Annotated in this window: 27 protein-coding genes; 26 read left to right on the top strand and 1 reads right to left on the bottom strand. The window is 69.1% G+C overall.

What is annotated here, in order from left to right:
• The 5 genes from AMYHA_RS26055 to AMYHA_RS22640 are packed head-to-tail and all read left to right on the top strand — an operon-like array spanning position 1 to position 4711.
• Complete coding sequence (locus tag AMYHA_RS26055; protein WP_157362335.1) at positions 1 to 648, top strand: TfuA-like protein; 648 nt, start codon at positions 1 to 3, stop codon at positions 646 to 648.
• Complete coding sequence (locus AMYHA_RS22655) at positions 645 to 1895, top strand: YcaO-like family protein (protein WP_034274384.1); 1251 nt, start codon at positions 645 to 647, stop codon at positions 1893 to 1895. The genes AMYHA_RS26055 and AMYHA_RS22655 overlap by 4 nt, the downstream gene beginning before the upstream one ends.
• A 5-nt stretch (positions 1896 to 1900) precedes the next feature.
• Positions 1901 to 2605 (top strand): hypothetical protein, encoded by a 705-nt coding sequence (locus AMYHA_RS22650; RefSeq protein WP_051400203.1) that lies wholly within the window; start codon positions 1901 to 1903, stop codon positions 2603 to 2605.
• A complete protein-coding gene (locus AMYHA_RS22645; protein ID WP_034274381.1) occupies positions 2602 to 4035 on the top strand; it encodes a methyltransferase in 1434 nt (477 codons plus the stop codon). The genes AMYHA_RS22650 and AMYHA_RS22645 overlap by 4 nt, the downstream gene beginning before the upstream one ends.
• Positions 4028 to 4711: a hypothetical protein gene (locus AMYHA_RS22640; RefSeq protein WP_034274378.1), complete on the top strand. Its 684-nt coding sequence runs from the start codon at positions 4028 to 4030 to the stop codon at positions 4709 to 4711. Before AMYHA_RS22645 ends, AMYHA_RS22640 begins: the two co-directional genes overlap by 8 nt.
• A gap of 31 nt (positions 4712 to 4742) precedes the next feature.
• Here AMYHA_RS22640 and AMYHA_RS22635 read toward each other — a convergent pair whose 3' ends face one another.
• Complete coding sequence (locus AMYHA_RS22635; protein ID WP_157362333.1) at positions 4743 to 5273, bottom strand: hypothetical protein; 531 nt, start codon at positions 5271 to 5273, stop codon at positions 4743 to 4745.
• Between the two features lie 305 nt (positions 5274 to 5578).
• Here AMYHA_RS22635 and AMYHA_RS22630 point away from each other — a divergent pair, with 305 nt between their 5' ends.
• From AMYHA_RS22630 to AMYHA_RS22530, 21 genes are all read left to right on the top strand, one after another.
• On the top strand, positions 5579 to 6139 hold the full coding sequence (locus AMYHA_RS22630; RefSeq protein ID WP_034274373.1) for a 2OG-Fe(II) oxygenase: 561 nt from the start codon (positions 5579 to 5581) through the stop codon (positions 6137 to 6139).
• Positions 6140 to 6789: 650 nt separating this feature from the next.
• Positions 6790 to 7254, top strand: coding sequence for a hypothetical protein (locus tag AMYHA_RS22625; RefSeq protein WP_157362331.1), 465 nt, complete (start codon positions 6790 to 6792; stop codon positions 7252 to 7254).
• Complete coding sequence (locus tag AMYHA_RS28070) at positions 7254 to 8255, top strand: hypothetical protein (RefSeq protein WP_231104863.1); 1002 nt, start codon at positions 7254 to 7256, stop codon at positions 8253 to 8255. The genes AMYHA_RS22625 and AMYHA_RS28070 overlap by 1 nt, the downstream gene beginning before the upstream one ends.
• Before the next feature lie 86 nt (positions 8256 to 8341).
• The gene (locus tag AMYHA_RS22615; protein ID WP_034274368.1) at positions 8342 to 9013 is read left to right on the top strand and encodes a CpaB family protein; all 672 of its coding nucleotides are present in this window, start codon (positions 8342 to 8344) and stop codon (positions 9011 to 9013) included.
• Between the two features lie 18 nt (positions 9014 to 9031).
• Positions 9032 to 9862 (top strand): hypothetical protein, encoded by an 831-nt coding sequence (locus tag AMYHA_RS22610; RefSeq protein WP_051400201.1) that lies wholly within the window; start codon positions 9032 to 9034, stop codon positions 9860 to 9862.
• Positions 9859 to 11319 carry a CpaF family protein gene (locus AMYHA_RS22605; RefSeq protein WP_084037444.1) on the top strand — a complete coding sequence of 487 codons (1461 nt, stop codon included), beginning with the start codon at positions 9859 to 9861 and terminating at the stop codon, positions 11317 to 11319. Before AMYHA_RS22610 ends, AMYHA_RS22605 begins: the two co-directional genes overlap by 4 nt.
• The gene (locus AMYHA_RS22600) at positions 11316 to 12191 is read left to right on the top strand and encodes a type II secretion system F family protein (RefSeq protein WP_034274366.1); all 876 of its coding nucleotides are present in this window, start codon (positions 11316 to 11318) and stop codon (positions 12189 to 12191) included. The genes AMYHA_RS22605 and AMYHA_RS22600 overlap by 4 nt, the downstream gene beginning before the upstream one ends.
• A complete protein-coding gene (locus AMYHA_RS22595; protein WP_084037443.1) occupies positions 12188 to 13090 on the top strand; it encodes a hypothetical protein in 903 nt (300 codons plus the stop codon). The genes AMYHA_RS22600 and AMYHA_RS22595 overlap by 4 nt, the downstream gene beginning before the upstream one ends.
• Before the next feature lie 39 nt (positions 13091 to 13129).
• The gene (locus AMYHA_RS22590) at positions 13130 to 13381 is read left to right on the top strand and encodes a hypothetical protein (protein ID WP_034274364.1); all 252 of its coding nucleotides are present in this window, start codon (positions 13130 to 13132) and stop codon (positions 13379 to 13381) included.
• A 21-nt stretch (positions 13382 to 13402) separates the two neighbouring features.
• Positions 13403 to 13825 (top strand): TadE/TadG family type IV pilus assembly protein, encoded by a 423-nt coding sequence (locus AMYHA_RS22585; protein ID WP_034274361.1) that lies wholly within the window; start codon positions 13403 to 13405, stop codon positions 13823 to 13825.
• On the top strand, positions 13822 to 14253 hold the full coding sequence (locus AMYHA_RS22580; RefSeq protein ID WP_034274358.1) for a TadE/TadG family type IV pilus assembly protein: 432 nt from the start codon (positions 13822 to 13824) through the stop codon (positions 14251 to 14253). The genes AMYHA_RS22585 and AMYHA_RS22580 overlap by 4 nt, the downstream gene beginning before the upstream one ends.
• On the top strand, positions 14250 to 14675 hold the full coding sequence (locus AMYHA_RS22575; RefSeq protein WP_034274356.1) for a pilus assembly protein TadG-related protein: 426 nt from the start codon (positions 14250 to 14252) through the stop codon (positions 14673 to 14675). Before AMYHA_RS22580 ends, AMYHA_RS22575 begins: the two co-directional genes overlap by 4 nt.
• Entirely contained in the window at positions 14672 to 17716 is a 3045-nt protein-coding gene (locus AMYHA_RS22570) for a LysM peptidoglycan-binding domain-containing protein (protein WP_034274354.1), read from the top strand. The genes AMYHA_RS22575 and AMYHA_RS22570 overlap by 4 nt, the downstream gene beginning before the upstream one ends.
• 991 nt (positions 17717 to 18707) lie before the next feature.
• Complete coding sequence (locus AMYHA_RS22560) at positions 18708 to 19070, top strand: hypothetical protein (protein ID WP_034274349.1); 363 nt, start codon at positions 18708 to 18710, stop codon at positions 19068 to 19070.
• 100 nt (positions 19071 to 19170) lie between these two features.
• Entirely contained in the window at positions 19171 to 19485 is a 315-nt protein-coding gene (locus tag AMYHA_RS22555) for a hypothetical protein (RefSeq protein ID WP_051400200.1), read from the top strand.
• Positions 19486 to 19528: 43 nt separating this feature from the next.
• The gene (locus AMYHA_RS22550; RefSeq protein ID WP_034274346.1) at positions 19529 to 19789 is read left to right on the top strand and encodes a hypothetical protein; all 261 of its coding nucleotides are present in this window, start codon (positions 19529 to 19531) and stop codon (positions 19787 to 19789) included.
• A gap of 25 nt (positions 19790 to 19814) precedes the next feature.
• Positions 19815 to 20006: a hypothetical protein gene (locus AMYHA_RS27460; RefSeq protein ID WP_169732878.1), complete on the top strand. Its 192-nt coding sequence runs from the start codon at positions 19815 to 19817 to the stop codon at positions 20004 to 20006.
• A gap of 38 nt (positions 20007 to 20044) precedes the next feature.
• Positions 20045 to 20281: a hypothetical protein gene (locus AMYHA_RS22545; protein WP_034274343.1), complete on the top strand. Its 237-nt coding sequence runs from the start codon at positions 20045 to 20047 to the stop codon at positions 20279 to 20281.
• Complete coding sequence (locus AMYHA_RS22540) at positions 20278 to 20808, top strand: hypothetical protein (RefSeq protein ID WP_157362329.1); 531 nt, start codon at positions 20278 to 20280, stop codon at positions 20806 to 20808. The genes AMYHA_RS22545 and AMYHA_RS22540 overlap by 4 nt, the downstream gene beginning before the upstream one ends.
• Positions 20809 to 20846: 38 nt before the next feature.
• Positions 20847 to 21467, top strand: coding sequence for a hypothetical protein (locus AMYHA_RS27660; RefSeq protein ID WP_196776949.1), 621 nt, complete (start codon positions 20847 to 20849; stop codon positions 21465 to 21467).
• Between the two features lie 224 nt (positions 21468 to 21691).
• Positions 21692 to 22120, top strand: a complete 429-nt coding sequence (locus tag AMYHA_RS22530) for an NUDIX domain-containing protein (RefSeq protein WP_051400198.1) — start codon at positions 21692 to 21694, stop codon at positions 22118 to 22120.
• Positions 22121 to 22157 lie beyond the last annotated feature (37 nt).

The following is a 22157-nucleotide window of genomic DNA, read 5'->3' as shown; positions in this document are numbered from 1 at the left end:
GTGACTTTGGAATCTCGGGCCGTCATTTTCGTCGGCCCGTCGCTATCCGCGTCGGTGCGACGTCAGGTTCAGGGCGATGTCATCTGGTGCCCACCCGCCGGGCGCGGTGACCTGGCTGAGCTCGACCAACCGCCCGGCACCCGGATCGTGCTCGTCGACGGCTACATGATCCAACGGCATCCACCCTCGCCAACCGAGGTGTTCGACCTGATCGAGCGTGGATACGAAGTGTGGGGCTGCTCCAGCCTCGGCGCGCTGCGCGCCGCCGAGCTGCGTCACCACGGCATGTGCGGCCACGGTTGGGTCTACGAACGGATCGTCGACGGCACGATCACCTACGACGACGAACTGGTCGCGCCACTCGACCCGCGCACCGGCGAGGCCACAGCGCTGTTCATGGCCAACATCCGATTCGGACTCGACCAACTCGTTGTTTCGGGCTACACGACTGACCATCAGGCCAAGATGCTTCTGGCCCGGCTGCGTGACCTGCATTTCGCCCAACGGACACGCCGTCGCTGCCACGAGCTGGCCATCGATGTCGGCTTGAAGCCGGTAGCCGTGGAGCAGCTGCTGGCCACCGACGTCAAGCGCCACGATGCCGAAACGCTCATTGGCCGCTTGACCGCATCCCCGGGGGCGCGATGACAGGCGCCCAACCGACCGAGGAGCAGTGGCACGTCTGGGAGCAGGATCTCGTGGCGAGGCTCGACGACTTCGGCATCAGCCGTCTGGCAGACACCACCGGCCTGGACACCCCAGGCGTGCCGACCGCCAGCGCAGTCAAGCCCGCGACCACGGATGTCATTTGGGTCTACAGCGGTAAAGGCCGCAGCCAGGAACAGGCTCGTGTCACTGCGATCATGGAATGCCTGGAACGCAGCGGAGCGCTCTGGTCATCTGGCACACCGTGGGTAACCGACACGCTCGTGTCGCTGGAACGCACCCACGAGGTCTGGAGTCCGGACCGGTTCACGTATCGACGCCGCGACAGCGTTCGCACCGACGATCCGCAGGCGTGGGTCGAGGCCACGAAACTCACGGGCACGCCGGGCAGAGTCATGGTGCCGGCGGATCTGTGCTTCAACGGACGCCGTCCTGCCGAGGCACCGGCGAGCCCCTTCATGCTGTCCACATCGAACGGCCTTGCCGCGTCCTTCGACCTCGACGATGCCCTCATCCACGGACTGGCCGAAGTCATCGAACGCGACGTCGTCTCATGCGCCGAGGTCCGCGCCTCTCACCTCGGTTACCGCTACCTGACCGCGATAGCGAAGCGGTTCGGACTCTCGACCTCGGTGCTCGGCGGCTACGAGGACAACGTCGACCTCGCGCTGACCATCCAGCACGACAGCCTGCCCGGTTCGGCACAGGAGATCGCGAAGCGGTACGAGGCAGCTGGGCTGGATCTGGTCGTGAAGCTGCTGCCCAACGACTTTGAGCTACCTGCCTTCGGCGTGGCCGCCGTGCAACAGGCCGACCTGACCCGGCATCTCGGCTGCGCCGGGTACGCCGTCCGAACGAGCAGCGCGAGCGCTCTCGACAGCGCCCTCCTGGAACTCGCGCAGACTCGCGCCACGGACCTCCAGGGCGCGCGTGAAGACCGGCACGAAGTGGAGAAACAACGACTGGACGAGGCACCAACCGGCCACTGGCTTGCCACACCGGGCGCCCGCGCAGTCTCATACTCCGAACAGGACGTCGAGCCTGGTTTGGACGGCTTGCTCGCACGCTGCGAGCAAGCAGGACTACCTGATGTCGCTTACGTGGCCTTCCCCGCCTGGCCAGGCATCTCCGTCGTGCGGGTCGTTGTCCCGGATGCAGAAACCTGGCATGTCACCGGCGGCTGGTCGAGCCTCGGGCCACGCCTGCGTGAACAGGTGGGGAGGGGCTGACATTCATGTACTGGGCCTTCGACAACGTCAAGTCCAAGGAAGCCGGTGCATACCCACCGGAACCCCTCGACGTCGCATACGGGCGACGCGCTTCCGGCGAACAGAGGCTGGCCGGCACCGAACTACAACGCGCATTCACCGTCTCCGGTCGTGAAGTCCGCCCGTCCGACTGCGGCCCGGTGCAGGTGATCTCCCGATTCGGGCATGTCGTCAGGGCACCCGGCCGAGTCACGCTGCAACGCGAGGACCCTGCCCGCAAGTGGCGGGACTTCCGCGACGACACCAGCGCCTACGGCGCGGTCCGCGTGGGAGGCGATAGTTGGCACGGCACCGAATCCGGTTTCGTCGCGAGCTGGATCGCGGGCTCGGAATACGTGAAGATCAGCACAGGCATCGTTGTGTTCTTCCCGCGCGGGCACTTCCTCTACCAGGGGCCGCTCCCGAATCGGCAACTCGTGGACGACGCGGGCGTGGCGCCTGCAGACTTGGACATCATGTCCGGGTTGGAGTACTTCGTTCCCGCCCGGAGCAAGGATATCGACGGAACCACCTACGGCGTGGCAGCGCTGAATGTAATCGCACGCGCACCCCGCAACGGGTCCACCGTCGAGGTCCACAAAGGTCAAATTCTTGGCTGGTTCCATCTGGTTTCCCCGCAACAGAGCCAAAGCCTCGACGTCCTGCCGCGCGAGGGCGACGAGTCAGCATGACGACGCGCCCTACGCCTCGGATAACCACGGACATCGGGCGCCTGCCCGCCGTACTGCGGAAGTCTGGCTACAAAGAAGCCGACCTGCGTGACCTCCTCGCGGTTCCAGACTCGTCGGCATGGCCTCCCGTTGGTCATGCACCGAGTGCGGCGCGGATTTCAGCGAACGCGCCCGGCTCGCTGCGGTCCCTCGCTCAGCTGCTACTACTTGGCCAGCCGACGGACATCGATGGTTCCTTCCCTGAAGAGCTGGTGAGCTTGCTAGTAGACGCGAGCCTCGCCACGCAGTCGACGGACCGGCTCTCACCACTGGTCAGACTGACGCCCTTCGACGATCTGTTTCTTGCAAGCGACCTGCACAACGAAGACTCCCAACATGTGACCAGCGATGTCGTCGAGAGCCCGCACGGCCCGACCCATGTGCTCGCACGCGCCATCCCCCGAACGGCTGTGAGCAGGAGCCTCGACATCGGTACCGGCGCGGGAGCACACGCTCTCCAACTCGCTGCCCACTCCGATACCGCGCTCGGCGTGGACGTCTCTCCCCGTGCCGTAACGTTCGCCGAGTTCAACGCCGCTCTCAACGGCGTGACGAACGTCGAATTCACCGTCGCCGACGTCACCAGCGGGCTCGACGAGGAGAAGCCGTTCGACCTCATCGTCAGCAACCCGCCATACCTGGTCTCCCCCGAGACGTCGGTACTCTACCGCGACGGGCCACCGGGATCGGATCACGTCGGCACCCGCGTCCTGGCTGAAGCCCCAAGACTCCTGGCGACAGGTGGGCTCCTCGTGTGCCTGACCAGCTGGGCAGTTAGCGATCCGACCGATCCTGCACGGGAACCGCGCGCCATCGCACACCGAGCGCGATGCGACGGGCTGGCGTTGATCTACGCGCGGCGAACGCCGCTGGACAATGCCGTGCGTTGGAATGCCCACTATGCCGACGAAGCGGCGCTTGAGCGGACGGTACGGACATGGCTCGACTTCTATCGTCGCCACGACGTGCGCGAACTCGCCTACGGCATCGTGGTGCTCACTCCGGCCTACGCGCCGCAGGCGGTGTTCCGGTCTGAGCGCGTGTCCCTCGCTGGGCAGCAACTCGACCGGGGGCAGCTGCGCGACCTAATGCGCGCGCTGGACGCCGACCGACATGGACAACCGGCTGCTGAAGATCTCCGCCTTCATTCTGACCATGAAATCGCGTCCATCAGCGCGGTTCGCGAACATGGCGTCGTCACTCGCGAACAGGTCTTGCGCTCGACGCGTGGCATTCAATTCGAGGTGGAGGTCGGCCCACGCCTGCTGGACCTCGTCGCCAACCAGGTGCCGCCGCCGTCTTCGGCGGTGGGCGCGGAGGTGCTGACAACGATGGCCAAACGGCTCTACGAACTCGGGCTCCTCGTCAGGAGGACAGAAACCGATGACTGACGGACATGGCTCTCCGCTGTCCGACGACGCCGACTTCGAACGGACACTTAGCATCCGCGACGCCCTGTACGCGCTCTGGAACCCTGGTGGCCAGCCGATCACGGTCACCTGGACAGACAGCAACATCATCACCGCCGATGACCAGACCCGGTCCAGACTGACCCAGGCGCACGCGGTCATCCACGCGGTCCTGCAGAACGAGCCGGGGGACGCGATGGCGCGGCTCACCGCGATGACCAGCCTCATGGCGGCCTTTACGGCGCTACGCTCGCTCACCCTCGCCAGCGAAACGCTCTGGAACAGTGGCATTTCAATCTGGTCGGACGTGCTGGCCGATGCGCGAGAGGCGCTACCCGAGATGGTCGCGCACCTACCGGCCGACGACGGACGTCAGGCACGAACCGGCGCGGATACCTTGCACAACACCATCCGGGCCAACCTCCTCGGCGAGCAGCACGAGCGGATTCTCGACTGCGTCGCCAGGGTCGCCCATCACCAGGCGAAGCCGTTCCGGGTGGGCCTCGGCATGTTCGGCGCCGAGGTGCTCGTGTCGGCGCTCCGACGCACATCCGGGCGCAGCGCACCCGAACTACGCGAAGAACATGCGGCACTGCTTGCGGCGCTTTCCGGAGTAACCGTCACTCACCGCGATGGGCGGCTCATAGTCGATGGCTGACCCGCATCTCGCGCGCTCGCCAGCCGAGTGCTCACGGCCCGCTCTGATACGGAAGGCCACCTTCGTCAACAACGGCCGCGATGTCGGGCAAGCCGAATTGCTCAACCCAAGCCCGGTACAGCCGGGACGCCTCCGGCCACACGTCTTTTACGACGAATCCCAGCGCCGCACCAAGCGCGAGTTGGCGATACGACTCGTCAGCGCCGTCAAGCTCCCCGATGACGGCTCTCACGATGCCGTACGCACCGACGCGCGCGGTCGCGTCGACAACGTCCAGCACCTGCTTGCGCAGACTGTCAGTGCCGTCATCGACGGTCACCGGTTCTTGCCCGTGCTCGGCGGCCAGAGCTTGAAACTGCTTCAGCAGCGCACGCACCTCGCGTCCACACGGACCCAGCAGCCACCACTGAGGCACCTCCCGGGCGACGCGGAACTCGTCAACGCCAGCGAGACCCAGCTCCGGGATGACGACCGGTATCGACCGCGCCAACAGCACCGGCTTCGCGTCCAGCTCGAACAAGCGGATGCCCAACCCGACACGGCTGGCCTCCACTGCAGCCATCGCGGGGCTCTGCCACACCCGCAGGAGCCATTCGGCCGGAACCCATTCGTCAGACCGTGGACGATCATCCTCGGAAAGCATCCATTGCCTCACAAGGACTGCATGCTGGTCAGTGCGCATCGAGGAGGTCCACCGCATGAGCTGACCGTCGGCGGCTGCCCGCTCACAGTCGAACTTCATGTCGGTCCGGTGTACCGGGTGATGCCAGCCATGGCTGTCGGCGACCAGAAAGTAACGACCCACAGCCGCGACCCTAGAGCACCGCACGATCACATCGCGCCACACCTCGACCACCGGAAGTACTGATGAAGGCACTGCACCAAGTTGCGGACTTCCTGGGCGCGAAGCGTCGAGGAGATGTCCTGCAACTGCTCGGATCGCCTGACCTCGCATGGCAGCGCTCGGATGCGCTCGGCCGCACGACATCTGGCAGGATGTGGCAGCTGGCCAAGTCCGACATGCATCGGCAACCCGCCATGAGGCAGCTCTCGGTACTTGTCGCGAGCGTCGTCTACGACGAGGTCACCGCCGCACTGCCCGCCACGCTCCCGCCGCCCGAGGACCTCGTCCCGCAGGTGTTCCCGGTACGCATGGACGGCAACCCCGACGAGCCGCCCACGCAGATGCCGCACCGCGACGGCGAAGGCGGACCAAGCCCGATCGTGACAACGCTCTACTACGCCCAGGTCGAGAACGCAGTAGGCGGCGCACTCGTGCTTCACGATGATTCGGGAACCGTCCGCGCACGGATACAGCCCGCGAGCGACAAGCTCGTCGTGATCGGCGGCAGGCAAGTCCACTCTGTCGAACCACTCACCGCGGGGCGGAGAACGACCATCGTCACGAACTTCTATCGCGCGGGGTGAGACTGGCCACCATACAGCTAATCATGGTCAGCGCCCGAGCATCCGTTCACAGTCTACGCATCGTGGGCAGGGCAACGAGCGACCATGCCACGCGATTGCCGTGCACTACAGGTCGCAGTGGAGCGAGACGAGCGTCGTGGGGTCTGGCGAATACGCGCAACTCCTCCCGCAGAGCCAGCAGGTCGGTTCGAGGCCAGCAAGCTCGTCTGCAGCTTCCCGAAGCGGAGCCTCCAACTCTTCCTGCGGCGGATCGAGTTTGCAAAGCCTGAAGAACGAGACGCTGTCGTGCGAAGCGGGACCTGGTAGCCAGCAGTTTGTCGCCAAGACCTCAAAGTGTGCGGCAGTGCCGTCGGGACATCCGTTCGGGTGAACTCCTCGATCGCTGGCTCGTACGCACTTTGAAGTCCGTAGGCCACCCGGAGTAGATGTGATCACAGTCACTAGTTGGCTTGGTGTGGACATCGTCCAACCGCCACCGGCGGGAAGACGCCAGGTCAGCGACCGTGACACCAGCGTCGGAGCGTCATAGTGCTCGGCGCGACGGGCGCGGTCATGCGTTGGGAGGCGGACCTATGCGGGTTGGCACAAGGGCTGGGTTGCTCACGGTCGTGATGTTCGGTGTGGCCGTCACGACTGCTGCATGTGAGTCTGTGGCCAACAGCGATGGGCAAGGCAACCCTGCCACGACCGCGCCGCGTACCACCGCATCACTGAACGATGAACGCGGCGTGGTTATACAGGCGTACGAGCGGTTCTGGCAGCACCACTCGTCACTGCGGGAACGCCCGGAATCGACGTGGGACGACGTGATGGCAGCAGTGGCGGTCGACCCGCAGCTGTCGAGAACACTGCAGGGCGCTCGGTTCAACCGCGCGGACGGCAAGACGACCTACGGCGAGGTCACCACTCGGGTTTCCGATGTGGACATCAATGGCGACAAGGCCACGATCATTGACTGCCAAGACACGTCCGACACCGGTCTGGCGGACGCGAAGACCGGCGAGAAGGAAACCGCAGGGATCGAGCGAAATCCCACACGGGCGCGGATGAAGCGCGATCCGGATGACGGTAAGTGGAAGGTCGCCGAGATCACGTACCCAGGTGGTGAGTGCTGATGCGGAACGACGCGCGAGTAGGAATCACCGGACTGTTCCTCGTCTTGGCGACGACGTGGAACGTGATGCCCGTTTCAGCCGATCCGCATGACCCGGACGAATCCGGCCAAGTCACTGTCATGCCTGGCGACCCGTACAGCGGCGAGATCGAGCCACCGCGAGTCCATCTGGATGCGGAGTACGGCAAGCACTCGACCGGCGTCGGCGACGTGGTGACGGGTGGCCCGAGTTCGGGTGCCGCCCGAGTGGGAAACGGGTCGGGGAGCGGTTCTGGTCCGACGTGTCGGGTGGAGCGTGCGAGTGGCGCGGGGTTCGCGCAGGTGTCGTCGAGTCCGGAGGAGATGCGTCAGTACTTCCCGGACCTGTTCATGGGCAGCCGTGGCGGAGACGAGTCCGAGGTCTTCATCATGCGCTGCTCGGATGGCAGTACTGGCTGGATCGTGGGCGATGGCGCGGGCAGCGGCACGGGTGGCACGAGTGCGGTGGCGCTGCCGAGTCCTGTGGAGCTGGCTGAGCGGGCGCGTCGGCAGCTCGTGCTGCCGTTGCCGTCGCCCGGGATGTCGCCGAAGGTCGAACTGGCTGACGGCCGCGATGCGACCTTGGTGAATGAGAACACGTGGGTCTGGACCGATCCTGGCGTGTGGGAGGAACGCACTGAGCGTGTCCAGGTGGGGCCGGTGTGGGCTGAGGTGACCGCCCGCCCGACGTCGATGCGGTTCACCTCGGGCATGGGTCAATCGGTGACCTGTGCCGGTCCGGGAACGCCGTATGACCGCTCGTACGGGATGCACGCGGCCAGCCCGGACTGCGGGCTCCGGTTCACGCGCTCCAGCGAGTCGATGCCGGACGGTGAGACCACGGCCGAGTACGCGATCAGGTGGTCGGTGAGCTGGCGAGGCTCGACCGGCGCGAGCGGTGAGGGGGGTGAGCTGCCGGACATGATCTCCCGCGCCAGCGAGTCGTTCGTGGTGGCCGAGGCGCAGTCGCTGCGCTCGAGCTGACCCTTTCGATTCCCGGATAACCGCCCCTGACGAGGGCTTCAGTAACGGCTTCTGTGTCGTGAGACCAATGAGGACGGTGGTCTTTCGTGGGTAGTGCTGTGCCCTTTTCGCCGACCGAGCGTGACGAAGCTGCCAGTCGGGTCCGTGCCCCGCGGGTGCCGCGGCACCGCCGGTGGTGGCTGGTCCTGCTCGCCGTCGTGTTGGTAGCCGGGGGCGGGCTGGGCAGCTACGCACTGGTGTCGGCGGCCGATGAGCGGGTCGAAGTGCTGCTCGCCGCTCGCGACATCGCGTGGGGCGCGGTGATCACCGACGCCGACTTGGGGCGCGCGCTGGTCGCGACCGAGAACACGGGGCATGTCATCCCGGCGAGCGAGCACGCCGCGGTGGTGGGACGGACGGCGGCCGAGCCGATCCCGGCGGGTGGGCTGCTGGCTCCTGGTCATGTTCGCGAGCAGGGTGTTCCCGGACCTGGGGAGTTGCTGGTCGGGCTGCGGGTCGAGCCGGGCGGGGTCCCGGCGCGGGGCGTGCGACCGGGCGAGGTGGTGCGTGTCGTGCCCGTGGCCGACGGCCACACCGCTGGTGCCGGGGAAGGAGCCGACGTGGGGGCGGGGTTCGACGCCCGGGTGCTGGCCACGGGAGCACCGGATGCCCAGGGCGTGGTCGTGGTGGATGTCGTGGTGCCGAGCGAGTTGGGGCAGCGGGCCACCTCGGCGGCGGCGGGCAGGGTGCTGCTGGTTCTGCGTGGTCCGGACCGCTGAACAGGAGGTGCGAGACCGGTGGCGGTGATCGTGATGGTGTCGGCGAAATGCTCGCCCGGGGTGTCGGCGTCGCTGGCGGCGTTGGCGTACGCGTGGCCGCGCCGCGTGCTGCTGGCCGACTGCGACCCCGCCGGTGGGGATCTCGCCGCGGGCTGGTTGGGGCATTGGCTGTTCGACAACCGCCTCGACACCGGCCGCGGTGTGCTGAGCTTCGCGACCGACACCCGCCACGCCTCGGTCGGGGAGGCCGCGCTGCTTGCGCCGCATGTGCAGCAGGTTCCCGTCGCGCCTCACGCGCGCCTACTCGCGGGGCTGTCCGGACCCGCCCAGCACACCTCGGTCGGCGACGGCGGCTGGCGGCGCGTGGCCCAAGCGTTGGGCGACGCCTCGGCCACTGGCGGGTGGGACGTGCTGATCGATGTCGGAAGGCACAGTCCGGCTACACCGCGACCCTTGTTCGCGATCGCTGACCGGGTGCTGGTGGGTGTGCGGCCCGTACCGCGGCAGGTAGTGGCGACCCGCCCGCTGCTGCCGGTCCTGTCGAGTCGTGTCGAGCCGGGCACGCTGGCCATGGCGGCGGTGGCGAGCAGCACGGTGGGTGCCCGTGACGTCCGCCGCGCCCTGGGTCTCCCCGTGGCAGTGGAGCTGCCGCACGATGCGCGCACCGCGGCGGTGTTCGCCGACGGGGACCGCGCCGGTGAACCGCTGTCGCGCGCACCGCTGGTGGTGGCGGCGCGTAGCGCCGCTGCGCATCTACAGACCACGCTGAATCTGCGGCCCCCACCAGCGCCGCTGGACGCGGCGCCCGCACGCGCGGACGTGCCCACGCCGAAGGAGATGCTTCGATGACGCGTCCATGGAGCGACCGCGCCTTCGCGCCCACCCAGCCTGCGGGTGGCAACGGCGCACACCGCAACGGCAACAGCAACGGTCAGAACGGGTCCGATGCGGGGATGCCGGACCCGCGCGTGGTGGCCGAGATTCGAGGTGCGGTGGCGGTGCGGGTGGAGCGCGCGACCCGTGCCGACGAACAGGCGGGTACGTCGCTGTCCGCCACGGAGGAACGCCGCCGCACCGAGCATTACGTCGCGCAGGAAGTCGCCGACTGGGTCCGTCGGCAGGCTGAGGCGGGTGTTCCGCCCCCGTCAGTCGAGGCGGAGCAGGCGCTGGTGCGGGCGGTGGCCGCGTCGCTGGCAGGGCTGGGCGCCCTGGAGGAGCTGTTGGAGCGCGACGACGTGGAGAACATCCACGTCCACGGGCATGACCGGGTGTTCCTCGAGTTGGCTGATGGCAGCATGCAGCGCTGGCCATATCCGGTCGCCGACTCCGATGCCGTTCTGGTGGAGATGCTGGCGGGGATCTTCGCACGGATGGGCCAGACTGCTCGCGAGTTCTCCCCGGCACATCCGATCGGGAACCTACGGCTCCCGGCTGGTGGCCCGTTGGGGTCGCGGCTGGCCGCGTTGTGCGAGATCGTGCCGTGGCCGACGGTCGCGATCCGCCGCCACCGCCTTGGCGGTATCCGGCTGGCCGATCTGGTGGCGATGGACACGGTCGATGAGACGCTGGCCGAGTTGTTGTCGGCCGCCGTGCGGGCGGGCTGCAACATCCTCGTCACCGGTGGCCCGGGAGCGGGCAAGACGACCCTACTGCGGGTGCTGTGCCTGGAGATCCCCGCCGGGGAACATGTGATCACAGTGGAAGACGAGTATGAACTCGGCCTGCACCTCAACACCGGGTTGGAGCCGGTGACCGCGATGGAGTCGCGGCTGGCCAACGCCGAGGGAGTCGGCGAGATCACTCTGGACGACCAGCTGAAGCAGGCGCTGCGGCACTCCCCGAAACGCGTGATCGTCGGCGAGGTGCGTGGCGGCGAGATCACCGCGATGCTACGGGCGTTGGGCAACGGTGCCGCGGGCGGGATGTGCACCCTGCACGCCCGCTCCGCCGACGTGGTGTTCGACCGCATCGCCAGCCTCGGCATGCTCGCCCACCCGCCGCTGTCCGTTGAGGCCGCCTCTGCATGGACCGCCTCGGCGATCGACCTGATCGTGCACGTCGTGAAGATCGACGACACCGATCCACATGGTCGTCGCCGGCGCCGCCGCTACGTCAGCGAGGTTCTCTCCGTCGGCCCGGTCGGCGATGCCGGCACACCCGACACCACCCGCCTGTACAGCAGGGCAGCACCCGGGCTTCCCGCGAAGCCGGTGTTCACCCCGGGCGCCGAGCTGGCGGCTCGGCTGGCCGCGCACGGGTTCGACGCCGCCCGCCTGACGACCGCAGGTGGGGAGGCGGGGCCATGAGCGCCGTGACCGACGTGATGGTGCGGGCGCTGCCCGGCGTGCTGATCGCGGCCGGGATCGGCTGCGCCGTGCTCGCCGTGCGTCCACCACGACCCCATGCTGTCTCCTACTGGCCCCGGCTGCCGGTGCTGTGGCGGACGCTCCGCGACCGCGCCAGGCTCGCGCGGGCCGGTGCCGCCGCGGGAGCGGGGATTGTGGTTTTGGCCGTGACCGGGTGGCCCGTGATGGCCGTTGCGGTGGCCGCGGGTGTCGTGGCGCTTCCGCCACTGCTGGCGCAACGCGACACCCAGACGGCGATCGCCCGGCTTGAGGGATTGTCGTCGTGGGTGCGCAGGGTGGCCGACGTGCTCGCCTCCGGCGCTGGCGGCCTGGAGTCCGCGATCACCTCGACGGCGCGGACTCCGCCGGAGGCGATCGCGACCGAGGTGAGCGCCCTGGCGGTGCGGGTCCGCACCCGCGGACTGGATCCAGCGCTGCGGGTGTTCGCCGACGAGGTGGGCGACCCCGCGGCAGACGAGGTCGTCGCCGCGCTGATCCTGCGCGCCCGCGCTGGCGGACGCGGACTGCTCGACGTCCTCGACGCCAAGGCCGACGCTCTGGCGGCGGAGGTCGCCGCCCGCCGCGACGTGGAGGCCGACCGCGCTAAGCCCCGCACCGACACCCGCCTCGTCGTCACCATCACCGGCGTCGTACTGGCGGGCCTGCTGCTGTTCGCGCGCGACTTCCTGGCACCGTTCAGCGGCCTGTTGGGCCAGCTGGTGATGGCCGCGATCGTGGTGCTGATGGGACTGGCGTGCTGGTGGATGCACCTGCTCTCCACCCCGCGCCCACGGTTGCGGCTCTTGGGCGCCGGAGGGAGGGGATCACGGTGATACCGCTGGTCGCGACTCTGCCGGGCGTGGCGTTCGGGCTCGCGCTCACGCTGGCGATCGTTGCGGTGGCGCGCCCGGCGCCGCTGCACCTGCCCGCCGCGCTCGCCCGCCTCGACGCCCACACCCGCCCGCTCGCCGACCCTGACACCGAGGTGCCGGGGCGATGGGAGAAGCTCCTCGTCCCGCTCGCGGCGCGTGCCACGCGCACGACCAACCGGTGGTGGGGCATCCCCACCACCGACCTCGATGCCTGCGAGATCACCCCGACCGGGTATGTGGCGCGGCGCCTGGCGTGGGCCGCCGCTGGCGCCGCGACGGCCGCGGTGCTTCTCGTGGTGGCCACGGCGGGCGGCCTCGGTCCGCCCGTTCTGCTGGCCCCGGTGGCGGTTGTGGCGGGGGCCGCGGTCGGTTCGGCGGTGCCGGTACTCGACGTCACCGAGACCGCCCGCACCCGCCGTGCGCAGTTTCGCCAGGCCATCGCCGCCTACCTCGACCTCGTCGCGCAGGAACGCGCCGCCGGTGCCGCTGCGGGTCCCGCGCTCGTTGATGCCGCGTCGATATCCGAGGCGTGGCCGTTTCGTCGCCTACGGGCCACGCTGATCCGCGCCCAGCACGCTGGACAGCCCCCGTGGGACGCGCTCATCGAGCTCGCGAACCGGATGCGGGTGCCGGAGCTGGCCGACGTGGCCGATATCGCCGCCACCGCCGCCGACGGCGCCGCCGTCTACACCTCCCTGACCGCGAAGGCGGCCGGGCTGCGTCGCGCCACGCTGTCCGCCGACAAGGCCGCCGCCAACGCCGCCAGCCAACGTCTCACCGTGCCCGTGACCCTGCTGCTGGTCGGGCTGTTGCTGCTCGTGCTGTACCCGGCGGTGATCCGGCTGCTCGACGCCACCTGACGCAAGAGAAGAAGAACACCGAATGTTGGGAGAACACCAATGTGGACACCACACCGTAGTGACACCGTCGCGGCGCGGACCCGGCACGCTCTGGCGCTGCTCGCTCTGGCCTGCGTGAGCCTGCCCGGTCGGCTGGAGGGCCGCTGGCGGCAGGCCCGCGCCAGCGGCGACCGCGGCTCCGAGACGGTGGAGAAAGCGGTCATCGTCGCCGTCGCCCTCGGCCTCGCGGTCGGGCTGGCCGCCGCGATCACCGCTGTCGTCAATTCCTACCAAACCCAGATCACCCCGTAGCCCGGCGTCACAGGTGCGGCGATGCCCCGAACACGTGGCGGTCGGTCGCGTCATCTCGGCGACACCGGTGCCGAGACGGTCTCGATGGCGATCCTGTTCCCTCTCGCTCTGCTGCTGATCCTGGCGATCGTGCAGGCCGGGATGCTGTGGCATGCCCACAACGTGCTCGCCGAGTCCGCCCAAGCTGGGGTGAACGCCGGGCGGGTGCTGTACGCCACCCCAGCCGACGCGCACGCCGCCGCCAGCTCCTTCCTCAACCGCGCAGGCCGCAACGTCATCACCGCGCCGGCGGTTCGCGTCAACCGAGGTGCCGAGCGGGTGTTGGTGACGGTCACCGGTACCGCGCCGCGCGTACTGCCCCTCCCGGGCGTCACCTTGCGCCTCACCGCTGGGGCCGCAGCCCCGGTCGAGCGCTGGACCAGCGATGCCGGGGGCGCGCCATGAGCTGTCGGGAGTGCCGCGAGGGCGGGTCGGTCAGCGTCCAGCTGGCGATCCTGGTGCCCGTCGTGCTGCTGGTCGGGCTGCTCGTCGTCGCCGCTGGGCGCCTGCACGCCGCCCAGCAAGCACTCGACCACGCCGCTGCTGCCGCCGCGCGGGACGCCTCTCTCGCGCGGACCGCCTCTGCCGCTACCGTCGCCGCGACGTCCACCGCGAACCGGATGCTGGCCCAACGAAACATCCGCTGCGCGACCAGCAGCGTCACCGTCGATGCCAGCGAGTTCGGTGCCCGTCCCGGCACGCTTGGACTCGTCAGGGTGACGGTGCGATGCACTGTGCCCCTGGCCGATCTCGCCCTGCCTTTCGGAGGCGGTAAGCAACTGGCGGCCACCTTCGCCAGCCCGCTCGATCCATTTAGGACGGGTGGCTCATGACACGCACCCACACACCCCGCTACGCGGGCGGCGACGACGGCTCGGTGTCGGTGATGGTCGCGGTCCTGGTGCCCGCGTTGCTGCTGATGATCGCGCTCGTCGTGGACGGTGCGGGACAGCTGAGGGCGATCAGCCGTGCCGACGCCGTCGCCGCCGAGGCCGCCCGTGCCGCGCAGACCGCGCTGGACACCCGCGGCGCCACCGTCACCATCGACACCAACGCCGCGGTCGCCGCCGCCCGCTCTTACCTTGCCCAGGCCGGACACACCGGACGAGTCAGCGTTACCGGTCCGGACACCGTCACCGTGTCGGTGAGCGTCACCGTGCCGGCCGCGATCGGCCTCGGCGGTCCCACGCACCACGCCACCGGCACCGCGACTGCTCGGCTCGGTGTCGCCCAACCGCCTGGAGCCGGCCGATGACAACTCTGAACCGGATTGCCCGCGGCCTCGGCGCGCTCACCGCGCTGGGTGTGATCGTCGTGGGAGTGCCCGCGGCGATGCTGACCGTGCTGGACGCAGACCCGCGCCGCTTGCTGCCAGCGGATCCCTGGCCACCCGTGGCCGAGGTGCCTGAGTTCCTCTGGCATCGCCTGCGGTGGGCCATCGACACCGGCGATTTCGTCATCCTCGCGCTGATCCTGTTCGGCTGGGTCGCGTGGCTCGGGTTCGTGTGGATGACCATCTCCGAGTTCACCTATCAGGTCCGCAACGGTGCCGCCGCGGCCCGCGAGCGCTGCGCCGCCGTACCGCCGAGGCGATGGATCGCCGGACTCGTCACCGCGATCATCCTGCTCGGCGCCACCAGCCCCGCCGCCGCGCACACACCGGGTGAGCAGGTGGTGGCGACCGCGCCGCACAAGCCCCCGCGCCCCGACGTCGGCACCCTCCCCGACAGCGGGGTAACCGTCGCCGTACCGCAGGCGACTCCCGGTGGAATCCCGATCGCTGAACCGGCCAGCGACACGGCGGACTGTCCGACGGTGTGGGTCGTCGGCGGCGACACCTTGTGGGGCCTGGCCGAACGACACCTCGGCGACGGTCGCCGCTACACCGACATCGTCACCCTCAACCGCGACCGCCTCACCGCCGGCGGCCCGGACCGCCTCCAGGTCGGCTGGTCTCTGCTGCTGCCGCCGGACGCCACCAACCTTCCCGACCCTGCCCGCTCCACGTCCTGTGCCGACGAGGGCACCGTCACCGTCCGAGCCGGTGACACCCTCAGCGCCATCGCCGCCCGCGAACTCGGCGACCCCGAGCAGTGGCGCGCGATCTTCGACGCCAACCACCGGGTGCCGCAGCCCGACGGCCGGGCTCTCGTCGATCCCGACACGATCCTGCCCGGCTGGACGCTCCGCATCCCAACAGGCACCGAGGCCAGCGACGATCGGACCGCAGACACGCCCGAGCCGCCCGACCCCCAAGCTCCACCCGAGTTGGACCGACGGACACAGAAGCCCGAAGCGTTGCCGACACCGCCCGACCCGAACCCCACACCCACCAGCCAGCTCGACCGCGCCCCGACCTCTCCTCCCGAACAGACGTCCGCGTCACCCAACGGTGACGACACACCACCCGACAGCGGTCCAGAGACGGTGACGCTGCCCTCCGGCGCGATCGTGAGCCTGTCACTGGCCGCCGCCATCGCCACCCTGCTGCTCCTGTCACGCCGCCGCACCCGCGCCCGCACCTCCGCGATCAGCCCGCAGGTGGCGCAACCGGCCGGCCCCACCGTCGCAGCCCTGGTCCGCGCCGCCCACCACGCTCACAACCACGAGGACGACCGCGGCGATGACGGAGACGACCCGGATGAGATCGACGGCGCGGACGACACCAGCACCCCGGCCGCAGGACCGATCGGTGTAGGGGAACGTCGGCGGGTGTGGCCGCCCCCGGACGTCGTCGTCACCGGACACGCCCCGCGAGGCACGGTCAGGGTTCGGCTGGCCGACGTGGCCGGGCTCGGCCTCACCGGTGCCGGAGCGCCCGCCGCCGCACGCGCGATCTTGGCCACGGTCGCGACCGCCGACACACTGCACCCCGCCCTCGTGCGGATCGCCGGCACCGACACCCTGCACGCCCTCACCGAAGCCGCCATTCCGCTCGAGGAAGCCGCCACCCAGCTGCCCGGCGCAATCGCCAGTGAAGAATCCATGGTGCTGCGGTGGTTGGAAGCCGAGATCGCCCGCCGACTCCGGCTCCTCGCCGAGCGCGACACCACCGTCGATGACCCGCCCGAAGACATGCTTGGCGGCGAGCGGCAAGTGGAGATCGCTGCCTACCGCGACGCCGACCCCAGCGAGGACCTGCCCCAGATCATCGCCTGCGCGACACCCGATCCCGCCACGCTGCCTCGTTGGAGCGCGCTCTGCGAACTTGGCCGCAGCCTGGGCATCCACGCGCTGCTGCTCACCGGCGACACCGACGTCCACCTCACCGTCGACGCCCAAGGCGCCGCCACCGGCCACGACAACGCCACCGATCCGCTCACCGGAACCCGACTCGACACCCTGACCACCGACGAAACGGCCGAGATCGCCCGGCTGCTTGACGCGACACGCCGCGACCCCACACCCGAAGTGATCGGGAGCGCCCCGGTCGCGTCGGACGAACCGGCCACCGATACCACCTATCCCGCGCGCCCGCCCTGCGCGGTGTCCGATGTGGAGCCGGTGATCGTGGTGCGGATGCTCGGCGGCGTCACCGTGGACAGCCACGCCAGTCACAAGCCCGCCCCGATCTCGGGATTGCGCTCCGCCGCCCGCGAAGCCCTGGCCTACCTCGCCTGCCACCAGCGCGGAGTCCGCGCCGAGACCATGGCCGAGGACCTGTTGCCCGGTGCCGATCCCGACAAGCAACGCAACCACCTGTACTCGGCGATCTCCCACGCTCGCCGGGCGCTGCGCGCCGCCACCGGCCTGAACACCGCCTTCGTGATCACCACCGACGGCCGCTACCACCTCGACCCCGAGCAGGTCGGCTCCGACATTGTGGAGCTCGAGGCCGTCCTGCGCTCCGCCCACCGATCTGGCGAGGACACCGAGTCCACCGGCGCGGTCCGGGAGGCGCTGCTGCGGGCCGCCGAGTTCTGCCGGGACGGCCCGCCCCTGGACGGCGAAACCTATGACTGGGCCGAGCGCGTCGCCGACACCTGGCGGACCCGCACCATCACCACGCTCACGACGCTGGTCGACACCATCACCGACGACGACCCCGACACCGCGCTCACCGCGCTGGACGCCATCACCGCGTGGGACCCCTACGCCGAAGACCTCCACCGCCGTGTCATCGCCCTACGACTGCGCCTGAGCCACCACGACGCCGCCCGCGCCACCTACCGGCAACTGCGCGCCCGCCTCGCCGACATCGACCTCGAACCCAGCCCGGAAACCGAACGACTCATCTCAGCCGGAAACAACACCAATGGATCGGCTTCCCAATTATTCAAAGGAATGGTTCGATGAACCTAGAACCGAAAAGCGGAAACCCCACCCAGAAAATGCAAAGGCGCGTTCGGTGCCCTTTAGCCCGTGACCCACCTATCCCTAGCGGCGACACACCCCTGGCCGTCGGTGGGCATACCGTGTTGGTGATTGATTTACCCGATCTCCGTTCGGCACACATCACCAACCGGGAACCAGGCCGCAGGAACCCGCTCACCGGCCGCGTCACTTCGCGTCAAACAGGCCCCCGAGCACCCCACCGAGAAGCCCCCCGACGACCCCCCGGCTAAGCCCGGGGAACCGACCACTCGCAGGAAGCGGCCAAATCACCAGGTCACAGGTTGTCCTATGAGGCCGTCGGCCGAGCCAGACTGCCACGACAGGCAGCCTGGCCGTCCGGGTGGAAAGGGGTGGGGATAGGCCGATTGGGACTGTCGGCTGCGTCCGGGGCCTCGGGGCAGGACGCACCGGCGGGCCGCGCCGAGGCCTCGGGCGTGCGCCCCGCTCCCTCCGAGGTTCGCACGGAAATCCGCGCTACTACCCGCCTTTCGGGACGGTCGCGCGATCGCGAAAAAAGGTGCGGGAAAAGTCGCGCAGCGGGTTGACTTCACCCCCCGTCGAGCTACCTTGGAAATGTCACCGGAAACGCCGGAAACGAACCCCCCGCAATTCCGTGCCCGGCGTGAGCTATGCCCTACCGAACGAATGGGAGAACCACACGATGATCACGAACGCCACGACCACCGCTCACGTGCAGCTCAAAGAATTCCCGAGCGACGACCCATGGGAACCCGTGGATTTCCACTACAACCCAGCCGAATGCGACCACTGCGAAACGATGTGCCCGCAGTGCTACCAGACCTGGGCCATCGACCACCGCGTCGCGCTGCCCCAGCTGCTTCACGACTTCTGCCGGGCCGCAGCCCCCACCGCCCACCTAGCTCTCCGCCCGGTCCCAGCCATGCCGTGAGAGAAAGCGCGGCTAGCAACCCTATGAACGGAGCTGATCACCATGACCACCCACACCACGACCACCGCACGTCCCGGCAGCGCGATCACCGCTCGCCCTTGGTCCGGCGGCCAACCCCTGGCCCGCGCCTGTCGGGGTGTGGTGTTCGAGACGTGGAACGGCGACTCCGGCGACGTGCTGGTGTGGTTCCCGGGGCGCGGCGGGCCAGACGAGCCGGGCCGTGCCGTGCAGCCGATCCTGGCGCGTGAGGTCGAAACGGCGCAGCCGTTGACCGCCTGCCCACGCCGCTGGGTCGCCGACGCCTACCGCGCGCTGCGGCGCGACGGCACGCTGCCCGACCTGCCCGCTCCGGTGTGGCACGCCTTCGACGCCGCGTTGCGACGCGACCTCCAGCCCACCTCGTGACTCGACCTCAGCGCCCTAATCCCCGGGACGCGACACGCAAGCCCACGCCACCCCCGGCGGGCCGAAGACCAGCCGAACCCGAAGGGAAGGACCGGAACCGATGATGACCACCACCCACCGCGAACTGGACGAATGCGCCGACGCCGACCGGCACCGCTACAGCTACGACCGCATCGTCAAGATCGGCGAGCGCCGCGTGCGCATCCGTGTCCGGCGCGACTTTTACCCGCAGCAAAGCGTCGCGGTCGCCGAGGTACTCGCCGACAGCATGACCTGGACCCACCTGGCCACCGAGCCGACCGCTGCCTGGTTCTACGAAACCGCCTTACCCGGCACGGCGGTTGATGCTCGCGCGGAACTCGGCAGCATCACCGACCTCCTGATCGGACGCGCCACAGCGATCCTGACCGCCTAGCACGACTCGCCAACCAAACCACTACCCGAAGGAGAACCTGATCATGAATATCGACACCGTCGGCGAACTGATCGAGGCGCTGGAGGCCTACGAGCCCGACACCCCGGTCCGGATCGCGCAGCAGCCCAGCTGGCCGTTCGAGTACACCGTCGGCACGGTCACGCGCACGCCCGACATCTTCGACTTCGACCCCGACGACGTCGACGACGACACCCCACCTCCCGACCCGGTCGTGTGGCTGGCCGAAGGCCACCAGGTCGGCTACCTGCCCGGCATCGCCTCCCGCGCCCTCGGCTGGCGCTAGACCCCAACGAACGGAGCTGATCACCATGACCACCCCACCCGTCACCACCGCCGCCGGGGTCGCGCTGCCGCTGGCCGACCGCGCCCTACGGGCCCTCGATCACCACCGCGACCCCGATGGCTTCGCCGACCGCCACACAGACTGGCCAGAGTGGACACGCCGCGCCGCGCACGCCCGCCACCGGAGCGACTGCCCAATAGGACCGCCGCCCACCTGATCACGCCGCGCCCGACATCTCGCAAGGAGCGACAAGACGTGACCATCGAAACCGTCGGCCAACTCGCCGAGCTGCTGGAAGGCTACGACCCAGACACCCCCGTCCGCTACGCACACCAGCCGAGCTGGCCGTTCGAATACACCTTCGGCGCGGTGCTGCTCGCACCCGACACCGACCTCGATCCCGACCAACCGGCCACGGTGTGGCTCACCCAGGGCGACCAGGTCCGGTACCTGCCCGGCGAGATCTCCGAAGCCCTGGGGTGGTCGCGATGACCACCACCGAACCGACCGCAGACCCCACCGTGAGCCCGCCGACCGGTGCGCGACGCGACACAAGCCTGGTCGGCCGCGCCGTGCGCGCCGCCCACATCGCCCGCCACGTCGACCCCGAATTCGACACACGCGCCGCCGACCACCGCCGCACCGCACACCGCCGCGCCCTCGCGCACGACTTCGCCGACGCCCACGGCCTCGACGCCATCGACGTCATCGTGACCGACGACCCCGACCGCTGCTATGGAACCTGGCGCGGCTTCCTGATCACCATCACCGACAACGGCCAGTACTTCACCTTCCTGCCCCTGCCCGGCACCGACGGCTACTACCTGATCCTCGGGCCCTGCCCGGGATGCGATCGCCCCGTCCCGCTGGCCGACGCGTCCGACCCGCCCGCGCTCGGCCGCTACCTCGACGCCATCGCCGACGACACCGAACCCCCGCACCCGGCCGAGTTCAACCACGATCCCGCCCACGCCGCCCGCTGCCCGGCCACCCGGCACCGCCGAGGACACACGGCCTGACCGTCCACACCCGACACACCGAGGAGGAGGGACCGACCATGAGTACCCGCACCGACTTCTACAACCACGACCGCTGGCTCGGCTCCCTGGCCACCGACGCCGACCCGCGCCACCTGCCCACCGTGCCACCCGGGCGGCTCGCGCTGACCGCCACCGACCCCTTCACCTTCGCCGACGCCGTGACCGACCTCCTCGACGTCTGGGACGACGAACAACGCGGCACCGCCCATCACCCCCGCGACGGATGGCCGTGGCCCTGGCCCGACTCCACCGCGAGCGACTGGATCATCCGCTTCCACCACGGGCGCGTGGAGATCACCGCCGGGAACTACACCCACTGGCACGGAGACGACCCACCCGGAACCACACCCGCCGAGCCGGAGCGGGTGCACGTCATCGCCGAGATCATCGACCAGCGGTTCCAGGTGTCGATCGTGCACCATCCCGGCCGCTACACCGAGTACACCCTGCCCGCCCACGACCGCACCTACCGCGACGCCATCGCCGACACCGTGCACCGTCACACCGGACGCACCGTCACCGCGATCGCCGCCATCGGGCACATCGGCGACGGCGCACACCGCTACACCGCCACCCTCGCCGACCAGCCCGAGCTCGCCGAACCAGCTGGGCACAACACACGCATGGTGACGCCATGAACACCGACACCCTGCTGCACTCGATCTGCGAGGCCCCACGCCAACCCGACGCCGTCCTTACCACGTCGGGAAGCTGTACAGCGTAGCCGCGCACAGGCTGGTGCAGCGACTGTCACGCTCGTCCGGGAAGCCCTCGACGGCTTCCCGGACCTGACCGATGAGATCATCCGTACTGGTGTGCCGATGTGCTGACACTACGGAAGGAATGGAAGCCGGTGACAGCTATGCGGGCCACGGTCGCGGTCCGAGCGATCGTCTCGCACGAGGACAAGTTGCTGCTCGTCACCCATGGTGCGGACTACTGGTACACGCCGGGTGGCCGTCTCGAACCTGGAGAGACGCTGCCGGATTGCGTCGCGCGCGAGGTGCGTGAGGAAACCGGCCTGACCGTGTCGGTCGGGGACGTGGTTGCCGTCTCCGAGTACGTGGAACACGCCAAGGCTGAGCACAAGGTCGAGTGCTATTTCCGAGCGGAGTTGGTCGATTCCCCGGAGCGTTTCGAAGCTTGGCAAGACACGGGCGGCCCAGTGAAGTCGTATGGTCTGTTCAGCGAGGACGAACTCGCCACGATGAATGTCCAGCCGTCGTACCTCACCAGTTTTGTCTCGAGCCAACCCAGCGGTCCCCGCCAGATCTACGTTCAGCCGAGCTGACGACAACTCGCGATAGCGCGGCGGCGGAAGGAGATCT

The sequence above is a fragment of the Haloechinothrix halophila YIM 93223 genome (assembly GCF_000504245.1).
GTDB classification, from domain to species: Bacteria; Actinomycetota; Actinomycetes; order Mycobacteriales; family Pseudonocardiaceae; genus Haloechinothrix_A; species Haloechinothrix_A halophila.
The sequence above is the reverse complement of the archived record's forward strand: the minus strand, read 5'-3'. Positions and strand labels throughout refer to the sequence as shown.

Excerpts from the sequence above, each read along its gene's own strand:
- AMYHA_RS22555 (WP_051400200.1), top strand. The coding sequence starts at position 19,171 with ATGATGACCACCACCCACCGCGAACTGGACGAATGCGCCGACGCCGAC.
- AMYHA_RS22585 (WP_034274361.1), top strand. The coding sequence starts at position 13,403 with ATGCCCCGAACACGTGGCGGTCGGTCGCGTCATCTCGGCGACACCGGT.
- AMYHA_RS22655 (WP_034274384.1), top strand. The coding sequence starts at position 645 with ATGACAGGCGCCCAACCGACCGAGGAGCAGTGGCACGTCTGGGAGCAG.
- AMYHA_RS22590 (WP_034274364.1), top strand. The coding sequence starts at position 13,130 with ATGTGGACACCACACCGTAGTGACACCGTCGCGGCGCGGACCCGGCAC.
- AMYHA_RS22540 (WP_157362329.1), top strand. The coding sequence starts at position 20,278 with ATGACCACCACCGAACCGACCGCAGACCCCACCGTGAGCCCGCCGACC.
- AMYHA_RS27660 (WP_196776949.1), top strand. The coding sequence starts at position 20,847 with ATGAGTACCCGCACCGACTTCTACAACCACGACCGCTGGCTCGGCTCC.
- AMYHA_RS22640 (WP_034274378.1), top strand. The coding sequence starts at position 4,028 with ATGACTGACGGACATGGCTCTCCGCTGTCCGACGACGCCGACTTCGAA.
- AMYHA_RS27460 (WP_169732878.1), top strand. The coding sequence starts at position 19,815 with ATGACCACCCCACCCGTCACCACCGCCGCCGGGGTCGCGCTGCCGCTG.
- AMYHA_RS22600 (WP_034274366.1), top strand. The coding sequence starts at position 11,316 with ATGAGCGCCGTGACCGACGTGATGGTGCGGGCGCTGCCCGGCGTGCTG.
- AMYHA_RS22650 (WP_051400203.1), top strand. The coding sequence starts at position 1,901 with ATGTACTGGGCCTTCGACAACGTCAAGTCCAAGGAAGCCGGTGCATAC.
- AMYHA_RS22550 (WP_034274346.1), top strand. The coding sequence starts at position 19,529 with ATGAATATCGACACCGTCGGCGAACTGATCGAGGCGCTGGAGGCCTAC.
- AMYHA_RS22575 (WP_034274356.1), top strand. The coding sequence starts at position 14,250 with ATGACACGCACCCACACACCCCGCTACGCGGGCGGCGACGACGGCTCG.
- AMYHA_RS22560 (WP_034274349.1), top strand. The coding sequence starts at position 18,708 with ATGACCACCCACACCACGACCACCGCACGTCCCGGCAGCGCGATCACC.
- AMYHA_RS22645 (WP_034274381.1), top strand. The coding sequence starts at position 2,602 with ATGACGACGCGCCCTACGCCTCGGATAACCACGGACATCGGGCGCCTG.
- AMYHA_RS22605 (WP_084037444.1), top strand. The coding sequence starts at position 9,859 with ATGACGCGTCCATGGAGCGACCGCGCCTTCGCGCCCACCCAGCCTGCG.
- AMYHA_RS22635 (WP_157362333.1), bottom strand. The coding sequence starts at position 5,273 with ATGGCTGCAGTGGAGGCCAGCCGTGTCGGGTTGGGCATCCGCTTGTTC.
- AMYHA_RS22530 (WP_051400198.1), top strand. The coding sequence starts at position 21,692 with ATGCGGGCCACGGTCGCGGTCCGAGCGATCGTCTCGCACGAGGACAAG.
- AMYHA_RS22630 (WP_034274373.1), top strand. The coding sequence starts at position 5,579 with ATGAAGGCACTGCACCAAGTTGCGGACTTCCTGGGCGCGAAGCGTCGA.
- AMYHA_RS28070 (WP_231104863.1), top strand. The coding sequence starts at position 7,254 with ATGCGGAACGACGCGCGAGTAGGAATCACCGGACTGTTCCTCGTCTTG.
- AMYHA_RS22580 (WP_034274358.1), top strand. The coding sequence starts at position 13,822 with ATGAGCTGTCGGGAGTGCCGCGAGGGCGGGTCGGTCAGCGTCCAGCTG.
- AMYHA_RS22570 (WP_034274354.1), top strand. The coding sequence starts at position 14,672 with ATGACAACTCTGAACCGGATTGCCCGCGGCCTCGGCGCGCTCACCGCG.